The 14,495-nt window shown below is 54.0% G+C and carries 15 protein-coding genes; 9 read left to right on the top strand and 6 right to left on the bottom strand.

Annotated elements, in window-relative coordinates:
* Positions 1–163 precede the first annotated feature (163 nt).
* From ABLV78_RS05805 to ABLV78_RS05785, 5 genes are all read right to left on the bottom strand, one after another.
* Positions 164–1,378 carry an acyltransferase family protein gene (locus tag ABLV78_RS05805; protein ID WP_047044390.1) on the bottom strand — a complete coding sequence of 405 codons (1,215 nt, stop codon included), beginning with the start codon at positions 1,376–1,378 and terminating at the stop codon, positions 164–166.
* A gap of 114 nt (positions 1,379–1,492) precedes the next feature.
* Positions 1,493–2,329: an MBL fold metallo-hydrolase gene (locus ABLV78_RS05800; RefSeq protein ID WP_047044388.1), complete on the bottom strand. Its 837-nt coding sequence runs from the start codon at positions 2,327–2,329 to the stop codon at positions 1,493–1,495.
* 10 nt (positions 2,330–2,339) lie between these two features.
* The gene (locus tag ABLV78_RS05795) at positions 2,340–2,666 is read right to left on the bottom strand and encodes a hypothetical protein (RefSeq protein ID WP_045395158.1); all 327 of its coding nucleotides are present in this window, start codon (positions 2,664–2,666) and stop codon (positions 2,340–2,342) included.
* 41 nt (positions 2,667–2,707) lie between these two features.
* Complete coding sequence (locus ABLV78_RS05790) at positions 2,708–3,271, bottom strand: peptidylprolyl isomerase (RefSeq protein WP_047044385.1); 564 nt, start codon at positions 3,269–3,271, stop codon at positions 2,708–2,710.
* 94 nt (positions 3,272–3,365) lie between these two features.
* Positions 3,366–4,148 carry an alpha/beta fold hydrolase gene (locus ABLV78_RS05785; protein WP_047044382.1) on the bottom strand — a complete coding sequence of 261 codons (783 nt, stop codon included), beginning with the start codon at positions 4,146–4,148 and terminating at the stop codon, positions 3,366–3,368.
* A 325-nt stretch (positions 4,149–4,473) separates the two neighbouring features.
* On the opposite strand from ABLV78_RS05785, the gene ABLV78_RS05780 reads away from it, so the two are divergent.
* The gene (locus tag ABLV78_RS05780) at positions 4,474–5,268 is read left to right on the top strand and encodes an SDR family NAD(P)-dependent oxidoreductase (protein ID WP_045395163.1); all 795 of its coding nucleotides are present in this window, start codon (positions 4,474–4,476) and stop codon (positions 5,266–5,268) included.
* Positions 5,269–5,597: 329 nt separating this feature from the next.
* A complete protein-coding gene (locus ABLV78_RS05775; RefSeq protein ID WP_047044380.1) occupies positions 5,598–6,206 on the top strand; it encodes a hypothetical protein in 609 nt (202 codons plus the stop codon).
* Positions 6,207–6,256: 50 nt separating this feature from the next.
* Here ABLV78_RS05775 and ABLV78_RS05770 read toward each other — a convergent pair whose 3' ends face one another.
* The gene (locus tag ABLV78_RS05770) at positions 6,257–7,018 is read right to left on the bottom strand and encodes a transporter substrate-binding domain-containing protein (RefSeq protein ID WP_047044377.1); all 762 of its coding nucleotides are present in this window, start codon (positions 7,016–7,018) and stop codon (positions 6,257–6,259) included.
* A gap of 321 nt (positions 7,019–7,339) precedes the next feature.
* Here ABLV78_RS05770 and ABLV78_RS05765 point away from each other — a divergent pair, with 321 nt between their 5' ends.
* From ABLV78_RS05765 to ABLV78_RS05735, 7 genes are read left to right on the top strand one after another with little or no spacing between them, the layout of a single operon-like run.
* Positions 7,340–8,206: a MurR/RpiR family transcriptional regulator gene (locus ABLV78_RS05765; protein WP_045395168.1), complete on the top strand. Its 867-nt coding sequence runs from the start codon at positions 7,340–7,342 to the stop codon at positions 8,204–8,206.
* An 11-nt stretch (positions 8,207–8,217) separates the two neighbouring features.
* Positions 8,218–8,799: a D-alanyl-D-alanine dipeptidase gene (gene ddpX / locus ABLV78_RS05760; RefSeq protein ID WP_045378241.1), complete on the top strand. Its 582-nt coding sequence runs from the start codon at positions 8,218–8,220 to the stop codon at positions 8,797–8,799.
* Positions 8,796–10,358 (top strand): ABC transporter substrate-binding protein, encoded by a 1,563-nt coding sequence (locus tag ABLV78_RS05755; protein ID WP_045395172.1) that lies wholly within the window; start codon positions 8,796–8,798, stop codon positions 10,356–10,358. Before ddpX ends, ABLV78_RS05755 begins: the two co-directional genes overlap by 4 nt.
* 60 nt (positions 10,359–10,418) lie before the next feature.
* The gene (locus tag ABLV78_RS05750) at positions 10,419–11,438 is read left to right on the top strand and encodes an ABC transporter permease (protein ID WP_047044374.1); all 1,020 of its coding nucleotides are present in this window, start codon (positions 10,419–10,421) and stop codon (positions 11,436–11,438) included.
* Complete coding sequence (ddpC, locus tag ABLV78_RS05745) at positions 11,439–12,332, top strand: D,D-dipeptide ABC transporter permease (protein WP_047044371.1); 894 nt, start codon at positions 11,439–11,441, stop codon at positions 12,330–12,332. It begins immediately after the preceding gene.
* Entirely contained in the window at positions 12,332–13,321 is a 990-nt protein-coding gene (locus tag ABLV78_RS05740; protein ID WP_047044369.1) for an ABC transporter ATP-binding protein, read from the top strand. Before ddpC ends, ABLV78_RS05740 begins: the two co-directional genes overlap by 1 nt.
* Positions 13,314–14,258 (top strand): oligopeptide/dipeptide ABC transporter ATP-binding protein, encoded by a 945-nt coding sequence (locus ABLV78_RS05735; protein ID WP_015370095.1) that lies wholly within the window; start codon positions 13,314–13,316, stop codon positions 14,256–14,258. Before ABLV78_RS05740 ends, ABLV78_RS05735 begins: the two co-directional genes overlap by 8 nt.
* Positions 14,259–14,495: the final 237 nt, after the last annotated feature.

The raw sequence follows: 14,495 nt of genomic DNA, 5'->3' as shown, positions 1-14,495 counted from the left end.
CCTATTGAAGACGATCGGTAAAGGTGATTAGCGGGGATATGTTGTCATTCAAGGAAAATCTTGTAGAAAGCTGCGGCTTTCATACTGATTAAGCAGTAAAGCGTGGGAGTGCATCTCATTGACGCATGCCTCCCACCAGAAATGCTGAATATTCAATCTGTCATCATGAGGGTTCGCGCAGGCTGACCAACCTTCTTTCCCGAAACTTTGCCAGAATCGTTTTCATCATTGGTACTTCGAAGTATTTGTATAAAAAAGCGGCGAAAGCAATTGACAGAACCAGAGCAACAGCGATAAGCCCAATCCCTTCAGCTAAATCAAACTTTCTCCCTGCCGTTAAATTCAAAAAATAAAACAGTACTAAGAAATGAACCATATAGAATGCATAAGAGATCTCTCCTAACCAAACCGAGGTTGGCGAATTCAATGCAGTTTTCCTGGTTTTCAAGTCATCGCCGGCAAAAGAGGTAATTAACAAGCAAACAGGAATGATAAATACGACACTCATACTAAATTGGTATGGAATATACATAGAAGCAATATACGTTGCCACCAGTAAAGCAAGTGATACCGTTTTCGACAACATAATTGCCCGGCCATTGATGAGTAGTCGTGCAGCAAACATACCGGCCAGAAACTCAAAAATACGTGCCGGAGGGAAAATATACGAAATCCAGAAATGATGTTGAGAAATAGGGAATGCTCCCATCATTTTATTCGGTTCAGCCCACAGATAGATCGCAACCTGGACTGCTAACGATGCCATTGTGACCAACAACAGAGCAAATAAATCATGCTTTGTCGGGATCGTCTTCATAATCCGGTAAAGGAATGGAAAAGAGAGATAAAACATAGCTTCGATGCATAAAGACCAACTCGGCCGGTTACCAACGAAAAAGTAATGTACATCGTTAAACCAGGTATTCACCAACAGCAGATTGGTCGACCATAATTTATATTGATAAATACTGACTGCACCAATTAAAAATGCAACCAACCATGTCAGGAAATGTGTTGGATAAATTTTAGCAAAACGCCGCAGATAAAAATCACCAACGGTATCCGTATCTTTCGCGGACCATACCATGATAAACCCGCTCAAAATAAAGAAGTATGACACTCCCAGCCAACCAGCTTTACCGACAATAACGGTATAGATATGTTGAATCGTCGGATTGGCGAATGGGGCGAGATCGCTGGGCAGTGATGCATGAAATAAAAAAACTAAAAAAGCAGCCCAAAACCTGCTTCCGGTGATGGAAGGAAGCTTAGGCCGCACTGAAAATGCTCCTGCCGCTATTGATTGCATCCCTGGCGTGATATGTGCTTCACCGTAAAGCTTATCACTACTCATTTCTTTTGTTATTAGAGAACTCATTACACTCCTCCACAGATGGTATTTTTATATCACCAAGTTATTCTGAAATAGAAAGATGATTACTGGTATAAAAATTAATAACGGCAAAGCAGTATCGACTCAGATTAATGTCTATTACTCATCGGTAATAATGCAATATCCTGTGTTAAGCTTTTTAATATAACCAAAACCCTGCTGACCAAAATGCATACCGCCAACAAGAACTTGATCGGAGCTGGCCATCTCAAGGATGCGCGCACGCGTCTCCGCTGCCAACTGTGGATCATAATCAAAGGCGATAGTGACATCCGGCTTTAATAGCTGAATATGTGGGAAATGCACAATATCCCCCCAAATCAATAGGCTGTTATGACTCCCGACAATGCTATAGCCGGTATGTCCAGGTGTATGGCCTTTCAAGGGAATAGCATGTATGCCGGCAAGCACTTCACCATCATCAATTAACTGAAGCCGATCTTGATACTGTTTAAAAACGCTGCGCGCCAACAGGAAATTACCTTTAACGCGATCGCTGACCGTCGCAAACTGGTTATCGTCTTGCAGATAATCATATTCATCACGACTGATGAATAGCTCCGCGCGAGGAAATATAGCTTCTCCCTGAGCATTAACCAGGCCACCAATATGATCGGGATGAGCATGAGTGAGTAGAACGGCATCAATATCATCTGGTTGCAAGCCCAGTTTAGCTAAATTCTTAACTAAACCGCCCCCCCAACCTTTAATGCCACCAGCACCGCTATCAATGAGGATATTCTTCCCCTGCTGTTGCACTAAAAAGGTATTGATATGAACTGAATTTGGTTCCTCAGGACAGGATTTTTGCTGAATGGCCCTGCACTCCGTTTCATCTACATTTGCCAGTAGCCCGAAGTCAACCTGCAAGTAGCCATCGCTAACCGCAGTCACTAAGACATCCCCAAGGTCCTTCATTGGCAATTTTTCATTCATATTTTATCCTTTAATTTTTAGCGAAAATATTATTGGCTTGATAAAGGAAACAGCGAATTCTCGCCACAACGCCGATCCTCTCTTTAATTAACAAATCTACCTGATGTAAAAATTCATTCATCACCGGCTCGCTACGAAATATTTCTTGTCTGAGTTTTGCCTCGACATAAACTGGCGTACCATAGCCGATTTCAGCAGTGAGATAAGTAATGTGGATATTATTGTCTTTAGCTTGCAGTATCTCTTTGGCTAAATTTGCCAGGGCAATCGAAAATTCAGCAAAGGCGGCGGAATCCAACCGATATCTTGCTGATGTAGATACAGTAATACTGGGCATTTAGAAACTACTCCTGCAACAGGTATTTTAGCAACGTGGAACTACACGGTATGGGTAGTCACCAGACGCATGCGTTTAATCACATCCGGATTAACCACCGTGCCCAACTCGGCATCACCACGGCGGAGTTTATCCACCCATTCCATTCCTTTGGTAACCTGACCAAAGACGGTATAGTTTTGATCTAAATATCGAGCGCGGGTTGAGGTGATAAAAAATTGATGGCAAGCACTGTGCGGATTTCGCGATCTGGCCATGCCAATAGTGCCGCGTTCAAACGGCAAATGATTAATCTCCGCAGCCAGTTTTGGCATTACGCTGGGATCAAACCGTGTATTTTGTAGCGGCTCACCAGTTTGCGCCATAAACCCATCAATAACCCTGGAAAAAGGCATACCATCATAAAATTTAGACTGTACGAGTGTCTTAATCCGCGCCACATGATTAGGGGCAATATCAGAAAATAACTTTATCGTGACGATGCCACTATCCAACTCCATCTCAATAGTATCATCTGCAGAACCTAGCCATTTTAACGCGGCAGGCAACGCGACGGCTCCCGCACATAATCCCAGGCAGCCGCCAATAAATAACCGACGATTCATATCATTTACTCCATTCTGGCGACAGAAATTACCGCCTGTCGCTGCATTTGCTCATTAGCCGCGCTGATTGGCCCCTTATCGCGGCATTGATCTATTAATGTGTTTGCGCTTTCTCAATAAATGTAATGATCTCATCGGTAAGCGCATCCGGTTTTTCTAAATTAGGTAAATGTGAAGCGCCGGGGATAACATGTAATTCGGCATTACGCTTTTTCGCCAGACGTTGCGCGTAGTCTTGCGGAGTCAGCTTATCTTCCGCTCCCCTGACTATAACCGCACTAACCCCATGGATATCCATATTAGTCAAATCAGTATCGGCAATAGCTAAAGAACACCCGGAGAAAGCTTCGACCGTTGTATTGCGCAGCATTTTCCTCAGACCGTCAGCCTCAGGCGAGTCGATAAATTGCGGCGTGACCCAATTACTGATAATTCCTCTCTCAAGGTGCTCAAGACCATGCTGGAAAACATCCTCCGCCCTTGCGCGCCATAGCGAGGGCGGAGCGGCATTCACCAGCGAAGTATCAATAATCACCATTCCCTGTACGCGTTGCGGTAATTTGAAGCCAATCCATTGTGCTATCGTGCCGCCAATTGAAACACCGACGACATAGAACTTATTGATGTTCAGATGATCGACGACAGCAATAACATCATCGGCAAGATCTTCCATTGAAAAAGGCAACGCGTCGACGGCACTGAGTCCATGTCCGCGAATATCCAGGCGGACTACTCGATAACGCTCGGTTAATCGCGGCATTTGCAGATCCCAAAGATGCATATCCGTTCCTAACGAGTGAAGAAGAATCACTGTCTTCGCATTTTCTGGGCCCTGTACATCGACGTGCTGAGTTAATTTCAGTGGTCGGATAAACATTTAAAATCTCCGTATGCTTATTTTTACTTTTATCATTGACTCCGGATGCCGGTACACAGGCTCAGACGCACGGTTATACCAAAGGAATGTTTATCTGTTTAAGCTATCCCGCAAGCGCACTCATCAGGAAAAACGTGAGGTTATTTCCCGCATTAACATCGGATAAATGTTCTTATCTTGTTAGTACTGCTAGTATTATTAGAGTAATTTAATCCTGTGCTCTAACGGATAATTTCGATATCGCTATCGAATTTGTTGATGCGGTAAAGCCCCCCAATTCCCACCTGCTACGCTTACTACTCCATTCCATAAAAAAGGCTCAACCATGAATATTGATTTATCGGGGAAAGTCGCGCTGGTGACGGCGTCCACGGCCGGTATTGGTTACGCCATTGCGAAGGGGCTGGCGGCCAGCGGTGCGGAAGTGATTATCAACGGCCGCAGCGAACATAGCGTTAATGCGGCGATGGCGCGGCTGCAACAGGAGGTGCCGGGATTCAGGCCCTATCCCGCAGTGGCCGATCTCAGTGACGCCGCCGGGGTGAGTCAACTGCTGCAGGCGGTGAATGAAGTCGATATCCTGGTGAATAACGCCGGTATTTACGGCCCGCAGGATTTTTACGCCACCGATGACGCCACCTGGGAAAACTACTGGCAAACCAACGTGATGTCTGGCGTTCGCCTGTCACGCGCGCTGTTGCCCGCCATGGTGCGTAAAGGCTGGGGACGGGTGGTCTTTATCTCTTCCGAATCGGCACGCAATATTCCCGCCGACATGATCCACTACGGCGTGACCAAAACCGCGCAGCTGTCGCTGGCCCGCGGGCTGGCGAAATACGTCGCCGGCAGCGGCGTCACCGTAAACAGCGTGCTACCCGGCCCGACCCTCTCAGACGGTTTTGCCGAAATGATGAAAGAGGAAGTCGCCCGCACCGGTAAGCCGCTGGAACAACTGGCGAAAGAGTTTGTTATGGCGCAGCGCCCCGCTTCCGTTATTCAGCGTGCGGCCTCGGTGGACGAGGTGGCCAATATGGTGGTCTACGTCTGTTCGCCGCAGGCTTCTGCCACCTCCGGCGCCGCGCTGCGGGTCGATGGCGGCGTGGTCGATGATATTGTCTGAATTACCCGCTAAGCAGGGGGAGAAAGCTCCCCTGAGATTGATGACAAACCTCATGCAACCGTTGGACTTACAGATTGCAAGAGACAAATAACAAGGAAAATCAATTTATTGGTTTTCGGCTGATAACCACAAAGAAGGAAAAACCACGCTTTATCCTTCTTTGTCAGCAGTCTGGGGGGAGCAAAGCTCCCCTTTCTCACCTGCAGTTGCGCTATTTAGCGCTAAATAGCTCAAAAGGTTTAAAACACGCCGCGATGTCGCACAAAGTGAACAGGAAGTAGCATTCATGATACTTATCATTGCTGTTTTGAACATAAATAGTGGTGTTAATGTCTGTCATCAGAAGCTTACTTTTCTTTCTCGGCGCGGCGGTGGCTTCCGCCATCGCGGTACTTTGTTTGTGGGTGGATATCCGGGTATTTGGCAACGATATCCCGGAGGTTTCGCTTACCGAAATAGTGCAGGAGGGCGTGCTGGCGATAATCGTGCTGATTCACTTCCTGCTGGCGAAAAAATATGAGCTCCTGCGCTACTGTAATATCCTCGTTGGCGGCTTCTTCCTGGCGATGCTGATCCGCGAACTGGACGCGCTTTTTGACCTTATTTCTCACGGTAGCTGGGTATGGTTCGCGCTGGCAACGACGATAGCCGCGCTAATCGTTCCACTGCGCCACTCTCGTCAAACGCTGTCGCAACTGGCGCAATACACCCGCACGCCATACTACGGCATGATGATAAGCGGCCTGCTGGCGATTCTGGTCTTCTCACGGCTGTTCGGAATGCATGGCTTATGGTACGCCGTACTTGATGAGAACTACGCGCGGGTGGTGAAAAACACCGTTGAAGAGGGTAGCGAGTCGTTCGGCTACATGCTTTGCCTGACCGCCTCGATTGGCTACTACTGCTACTTCCGCTATCAGGCGCGACAGAAAAGCTAATCCACTGCGCCGCCAGAATCTGATGCTCTGGCGGCAGCGCGAATCATGAATTACCCCTGAATTTTCCACTTCCGCTTGAGCACATTTTTGTCCTGGCTGTCCAGCCAGTGGTTCACTTTCTCAAGCAGCGCCGGATTATCCTTATTCATCATATAGACCTTATAGCTGGCGGTACCGGGAAACGGCGTCTCATTCGCTACGCAGAACACGCCGGGCTCCTTGCTCTGGTAATACTCCCCTTCAATCAGGTCGGTCACCATCATATCGGCCGTTTTTTGCCGTAGCGCCTGCAGATTATCGACATTGTTCTGCACGCGAATGATCTGCGCATGCTTGATGTGCTCATCAACGAAACTTTGGTTAGTGCCGCCGGGGTTCACAATCACCTTCACATTCGGCTGGTCGATTTTTTCAAGGCTGCCGAGCGCTGGCGCGGCGCTGCAGTTAGCGAGGGCGATTTTGCCATTGGCCACCACCGGATGGCTCAGGGAGAAATCTTTCGCCCGTGCCGCCGTCTCCGTTACGCCGCCCATGGCGATATCAAACTTATCGGCTTTTAAATCAGTCGATAGCGTTGGCCAACTGGTGATGATAAACGTCACCTTCACCCCCAGCGTTTTACCCAGATCGTGCGCCATATCGACGTCGTAGCCGATAAGTTCGCCAGCGCCGTTATGAAACGCCAACGGCGCGTAGTCCCCCGGTACGCCGACTTTTAACTCGCCGCTTTGTTGAATCGACTGCATATCGCGCGCATGGCCCGCCAGTGCGGCCAGGGATAGCGTCAGGGCAAGCACCGCCTTCACTTTCATTTTATGATCCTTTTTTAATCATCAGTTTTTTGGTTATCACTCTGTCTGTCGCTGACGGCAAGCAAAATTATCTCTCTACCGCTCCGGCCCACAACCACATTGTTAACGATATGTTTTATTTTTGTGATGCACAACCAGGATTCATTGCACCTGATTTGTGCAATGAATAACCAAACCCTACGCTCAGGATCCGCTCACCTCCCAATAGATTAGCGATATTGCTGGAAATACTATTTCCCGCAATAGCTGGCACACATCGTGCTTTGTTAATTGAGTATCAGAATTCTGTTAAATGAGAGCGAACTATCATTAAGGGCAGAGATGAACGATAGCAACGGCTTGTTTCACATTATTGAATCCACTTTCAGCCAGCTCACGCCGAGCGAAAAGCGTATTGGCAGTTGGCTGTTAAGCCATCGGGAGCATATCCCGTTTGAGACCGCCGACAGCATTGCGCAGGCCACCGGCACCAGCGGGATAACCGTAGGCCGCTATCTGCGCAAGCTGGGCTATCGCAATCTCGATGACGTGAAGCACAGCCTGAAAGAGCCCGCATCAACGCCCTATCGCCAGTGGGGAGTGATTGACCGGCTTGACTCCTGGTCACAGCAGCAGGCGCAGCCGGATCGCGCCAGCCTGTCGTTGCAGATGGAGCTGGATGCCATTCGCTATGTCTACCAACTGGCGCAGGAACCGACCTTCGCCCGCGTCAGTCAACGCATCGCCGAGGCCGACGCGGTTATCATCATTGGCATTCAGTCGACTCGCGGCATCGCCAACACGTTCTTCAGCCATCTGGAATACCTGCGCCCGCGCGTGACCTACGCCGACGGCAGCTCTGGTAGCTGGCTGGAATCATTGAATTCTGAATACCAGCACCCCTATGTGGTGCTGACCGATACCCGCGCTTACTCCGTCGCCGCGCGCCAGTTTTGCCGGGTCGCCTGCGAACGCGGAGTTGCCACCGCGCTGGTCACCGATATCTGGTGCCCGTGGGCGCGCGACTATCCGGTTGATTTACTACAGGTGAAAACCGATACCGGCCACTTCTGGGATTCGCTGGCGCCGATCGGTTGTCTTTTTAATCTGCTGCTCTCCGCGGTGGTGGAACGGCTGGGGCCGAGCCTCTCCAGCCGCCTTGCCGCGAACCGCGCGCTGCAGCAGGAATTTGGTCAGTTTGAACGTTAAGGAAATTTTCGATGAGCCATCTTTCCCTGGTGGATATCGCCGCGCGTTTTCCCACGCTGCCTGTCGACCTGAAATACGCCACCGCCGATAACATTACCGGCCAACCGATTTATCGCGAAGCCCGCTGCCTGCTGCACCCCGATGCGGCCGTCGCGCTGGAGAAATCCATCGCCATCGCTGCGCTTGCGGGCTATCGCCTGCTGGTGCTTGACGCCTATCGTCCACAGCGCGCCCAGCAGCTGCTGTGGAATGCCTGCCCGAACCAGGATTACGTCGTGCCGGCCGATATCGGTTCCAACCACAGCCGCGGCACCGCCATCGACGTAACGCTACTCGATGACCACAACAACCTACTCGACATGGGCACCGCCTTTGACGAAATGGACGATCGCTCGCATCCCTACCACCCGGCGGTGGCGCAGGAGGCGCAGCGTAATCGCCTGTTGCTGAACGCCATTATGTTCGGCGGCGGCTTTAAAGGCATTACCACGGAATGGTGGCACTTCGAACTACCGGGCGCGGCCGGTTATCCGCTACTCGACGATGTTTTCGCCTGTTTCTCCCCCGCTCAGATTGACGGAGTTTCACCATGAACATGACTCGCCCAGCATCCTTAGGTTTTCGCCCGTTACTGTTAGCCGCCGCGCTCTGCGCCGCCATCCCTTCCGCCTTTGCCGCGGTGCCGAAAGATATGCTGGTGATCGGCAAAGCCGCCGACCCGCAAACGCTCGACCCGGCCGTCACCATCGATAACAATGACTGGACGGTGACCTACCCGGCCTATCAGCGGCTGGTCAAATACAAAACCGATAATGGCAAAGGTTCCACCGATGTCGAAGGGGATCTCGCCGAAAACTGGCAGGCCTCCGACGACGGCAAAACCTGGACCTTCACCCTGCGCAAAGGCGCGCAGTTTGACGACGGCTCGCCGGTGACGGCAGAGGCGGTCAAACTCTCTTTTGAACGCCTGATGCGTATTAAACAGGGGCCATCGGAGGCGTTTCCCAGCGGGCTGAAGGTAGATGTCGTCGATCCGGCCACCGTTCGTTTCACGCTGCCGGAATCTTTCGCGCCATTCCTGCATACCCTCGCCAATGACGGCGCCTCCATCATTAACCCGGCGGTGCTGAAAGCCAACGCCGCCGATGACGCCCGCGCCTATCTGGCCGAGCACACCGCGGGCTCCGGCGCGTATAGCCTGCAGCGCTGGCAGAAAGGCCAACAGTTGGTGCTGGTGCCCAACCCGCACTTCAGCGGCAATAAGCCGGCCTTTAAGCGCGTCACGGTGAAAATCATCGGCGAAAGCGCCGCCCGTCGTCTGCAGTTGACCAAGGGCGACCTGGATATCGCCGACGCGCTGCCGGTCGATCAGTTTGCGGCGTTGAAGAAAGAGGACAAGGTGGCGGTCTACGACTACCCGGCACTGCGCGTCACCTATCTGTATCTCAACAACAGCAAAGCGCCGATGAACCAGGCGGATCTGCGCCGCGCGGTGTCGTGGGCAACGGACTATAAAGGCATGGTCGACGGCATTCTCGGCGGTAACGGTAAGCAGATGCGCGGGCCGATCCCCGATGGCATGTGGGGCTACGACGCCAGCGCTATGCAGTATTCATTAGATCTCGACAAAGCCAAAGCGGCGCTGGATAAGGTGGCGGATAAGCCGAAAACGCTGACGTTCCTCTACTCCGATAACGATCCGAACTGGGAGCCGATTGCGCTCTCCACCCAGGCCAATCTGCAGGCGCTGGGTATCCAGGTCAAGCTGGAGAAACTGGCCAACGCCACCATGCGCGAGCGCGTGGGGAAAGGTGATTACGACATCGCGATCGGTAACTGGAGCCCGGACTTCGCCGACCCCTATATGTTTATGAACTACTGGTTCGAGTCGGACAAAAAAGGGCTGCCGGGAAACCGTGCGTTCTACGACAACCCGCAGGTTGATGCGTTGTTGAAACAGGCGGTCGCCACCACCGATCAGGCGGCGCGAACCAAAGATTATCAGCAGGCGCAAAAGACCGTCATTGATGACGCCGCCTACGTCTATCTGTTCCAGAAAAACTATCAGGTCGCCATGAACAAAGAGGTGAAAGGCTTCGTTTTCAACCCGATGCTTGAGCAAATTTACAATATCGCCGACATGCACAAGTAGCGGGCCGTCTCTCCATCTTGTCTGGTCGGGCCGTCACAGGCCCGGCCGAGGAGCGTCATCATGAGTTTCTGGGGTTTAATACGACAGCGCTGTTGGGGGCTGATATTAGTCGTCGCCGGCGTCTGCGTGATTACGTTTATTATTTCGCACCTGATTCCCGGCGACCCGGCGCGGCTGCTGGCGGGCGATCGCGCCAGCGATGAAATCGTCCGCCATATTCGCCAGCAGCTGGGGCTGGATTTACCGCTCTGGCAGCAATTTGCCCGCTACGTTGACGCCCTGCTCCACGGCGATCTCGGCACCTCGATTCGCACCGGCCGCCCGGTACTGGAAGATTTAAAAACCTTCTTCCCGGCGACGCTGGAGCTGGCCTTTTGCGCGCTGCTGATTGCCCTGCTGGTCGGCATCCCGCTCGGCGTGCTGTCGGCGGTATACCGCAATCGCTGGACCGATCACCTGGTGCGCCTGATGGCGCTGACCGGCATCTCGACTCCGGCATTCTGGCTCGGTCTCGGAGTAATCGTCTTGTTTTACGGCAAGCTCGACTGGCTGCCCGGCAGCGGCAGGCTCGATGACTGGTTCGATCCGCCCACCCGCGTCAGCGGTTTTTATCTGCTGGATTCACTGCTGGAAGGCAATGTCGAGGTCTTCTTCAATGCCCTGCAGCACCTCATTTTACCGGCAGCCACCCTTGCCTTCGTTCATCTTGGCATCGTCGCCCGGCAGATCCGCTCGGCGATGCTCGAGCAGCTCAATGAGGACTACATTCGTACCGCGCTGGCCAGCGGCCTGCCGAAATTCACCATTGTGGTGCGCTATGCGCTACCCAACGCGCTGATCCCCTCTATCACCGTGCTCGGGCTGGCGCTGGGCGATCTGCTGTACGGCGCGGTGCTCACGGAGACGGTGTTCGCCTGGCCGGGGATGGGCGCCTACGTGGTGTCTTCGATTCAGGCGCTCGATTTCCCCGCCGTGATGGGCTTCGCCATCGTGGTCTCCTTTGCTTACGTACTGGTCAACCTGGTAGTCGACCTGCTCTATTTATGGATCGACCCGCGCATGGGTCGGGGAGAAAGCTAAGTGATGATGACTCAGGAACAACCGCTTCCACGGCCAAAGGCTGAAAAAAGCGGCCACTGGAAGCGTCGTTGGTGGTTGATCCGCCAGAGCCCGCTAACGCTGATTGGCGCGGCGATCATGCTGGTTATGCTGTTTTTAATGATCTTCTCGCCGTGGCTGACGCCGCACGATCCTAACGCCATTAATCTTGCCGCGCGTCTGCAGGCGCCGTCGTTCGCTCACTGGTTTGGTACCGACGAGGTTGGCCGCGATCTGTTCAGCCGCGTGCTGATCGGCAGCCAGCAGTCGGTGGCCGCCGGGCTGGCGGTGGTATTGATCGCCGGGATCAGCGGTTCGCTGCTGGGCTGCCTATCCGGGGTATTGGGCGGGCGCAGCGACGCGCTAATTATGCGCTTGATGGACATTATGCTGTCGATTCCGTCGCTGGTGCTGACCATGGCGCTGGCGGCGGCGTTAGGCCCGAGCCTGTTCAACGCGATGCTGGCGATCGCCATCGTGCGTATTCCATTTTACGTGCGACTGGCCCGCGGCCAGACGCTGGTCGTGCGTCAGCATACTTTCGTCGAGGCCTCGGTGACGTTTGGCGCCTCGCGCTGGCATCTGATCAGCTGGCATATTCTGCGTAACGCCCTGCCGCCGCTGGTGGTGCAGGCCTCGCTGGATATCGGCAGCGCGATCCTGATGGCCGCCACGCTCGGTTTTATTGGCCTCGGCGCCCAGCAGCCTACCGCGGAATGGGGCGCGATGGTCGCTAACGGTCGCAACTACGTGCTCGATCAGTGGTGGTACTGCGCCTTCCCCGGGGCGGCGATCCTGATCACCGCCGTCGGCTTTAACCTGTTTGGCGATGGCATCCAGGATCTGCTGGATCCCAAGGCCGGAGGGCGCAACTAATGGAAAATAGGGTCTTAACTATCGATAACGTTCGCCTGAGTTTCCCGGTCTATCAGGGCCAGGTCAACGTGCTGAATAATATCTCGCTGCACATCGATCGCGGCGAAATCGTCGGCGTGGTGGGCGAGTCGGGTTCCGGTAAATCGGTGACCGCGATGCTGGCGATGCGTCTGCTCTCCGCCGGCAGCTATCATATTCATAGCGGCGCTATCACCCTGATGGGCCACGATATGCTCACCCTGACGGAAAAAACGCTACGCGATATTCGCGGCAGCAAGGTCGCGATGATTTTTCAGGAGCCGATGACCGCGCTTAACCCCACCCGACGTATCGGTAAGCAGATGGTAGACGTCATCCGCCAGCACCGTCCCATGTCGCTGCGTGAGGCGCGCGCCCGTGCCGTCGAGCTGCTGGCGGATATGCAAATCGCCGACCCGCAAAGCGTGCTCAAGCGCTATCCTTTCGAACTCTCCGGCGGCATGCGCCAGCGGGTGATGATCGCTATCGCCTTTTCTTGCGAGCCCGACCTGCTGATTGCCGACGAACCGACCACCGCGCTGGACGTCACCGTGCAGCGTCAGGTGTTGCGCCTGCTGAAGCAAAAGGCCCAGGCGACCGGCACGGCGGTGCTGTTTATCAGCCACGATATGGCGGTGGTTTCTCAGGTGTGCGATCGGCTGTACGTCATGTACGCCGGCGCGGTCATTGAAAGCGGTAAAACCGCAGAGGTGCTGCAACATCCCCAGCATCCCTACTCTATCGGTCTGTTAAACAGCGCCCCCGATAATGGCGAACCGCGTGCGCCGCTACGTTCTATCCCCGGCACCGTGCCGAATCTGGCGCGTCTTCCCGCCGGCTGCGCCTTCCGCGAACGCTGCTTCGCCGCGGGTGAAGCCTGCGGTATTACCCCTACGCTGCAGGCTCATGATAACGCCGCCGACAGACAGGCTGCCTGCTGGTATCCGCAACGGGAGAATGCCCATGTCTGAGACGCTATTAACCCTCAATGATGTGCACCTGACGTTCGCCGCGCAGAAAAACTGGCGCGGGAAAGTCATCGAACGCGTCTATGCGCTAAATGGGCTGGATATGACGGCCAGACGCGGCGAAACCTTAGGGATCGTGGGCGAATCCGGCTGTGGGAAAAGCACCCTGGCGAAGCTGCTGATGGGCATGCTAAAGCCCTCTTCCGGCCACTTCACCCGCGCGCCGGCGCGCGGCGAAAACCAGAGTGGACGCATGCAGATGGTGTTTCAGGATCCGCTCTCGTCGCTGGATCCGCGGCTACCGGTCTGGCGCACCATCACCGAACCGGTGTGGATCCAGTCGCGCATGCCTGAAAAGGCGCGTCGCGATCTCGCCGAGCAGCTGGCGCTACAGGTGGGGATCCGTAGCGAATATCTCGATCGGCTGCCGCACGCTTTTTCCGGCGGCCAGCGCCAGCGTATCGCCATCGCCCGCGCGCTCTCGTCGCAGCCGGAGATTATCGTGCTCGATGAGCCGACTTCAGCGCTGGACATCTCGGTGCAGGCGCAGATCCTTAATCTGCTGGTCGAACTGCAGCAGCGGCAGAATCTCACCTACGTGCTGATTTCGCACAACGTCTCGGTGATACGTCATATGAGCGATCGGGTGGCGGTGATGTATCTCGGGCAAATCGTTGAAATGGGCGAGGCGCGGCAGGTGCTGGATAATCCTGCGCATCCTTATACCCGGCTATTGATGGAGTCGGTACCGCGCATCGGCTCACCGTTAGGCGAAGGCGTGCGCAATACCGAACTACCGGGCAACCGCCGGCTGCCGACGGGCTGCTACTTTCGGGAACGCTGTCCTTACGCCAGCCAGGGCTGCGAACGGCCTCAGCCGCTGGAGGCGCAAGCGAATGGCGCGCAGGTCCGCTGCTGGAAAGCGCAAACAATAAGATGAGACCGGGCGCCGCCCGGTGCTACTGTTATCGGTTTGCAACGGTTTTGTGTACGGAAAACATGCGCTTTGTGTTAATTCAGAGCACATTGCGCTCCCGATATTTCTTCTGCGTTATGGCTCTCATGGTGCAGGGAGCGCACAGAGGGCTCTGGCCGCCAAAATCGCCACTTCGTGGTACCTTCGACTTATCCCTGCAGGCTCCGGGTCGGGCCGAGGCTGCGTCCCTGCAAGTCACGG

The organism is Klebsiella sp. CN_Kp075 (assembly GCF_040065055.2).
Taxonomy (GTDB): Bacteria; Pseudomonadota; Gammaproteobacteria; order Enterobacterales; family Enterobacteriaceae; genus Klebsiella; species Klebsiella aerogenes.
Note: the sequence above shows the minus strand (reverse complement) of the source record. Positions and strands in the feature narration are given on the sequence as shown.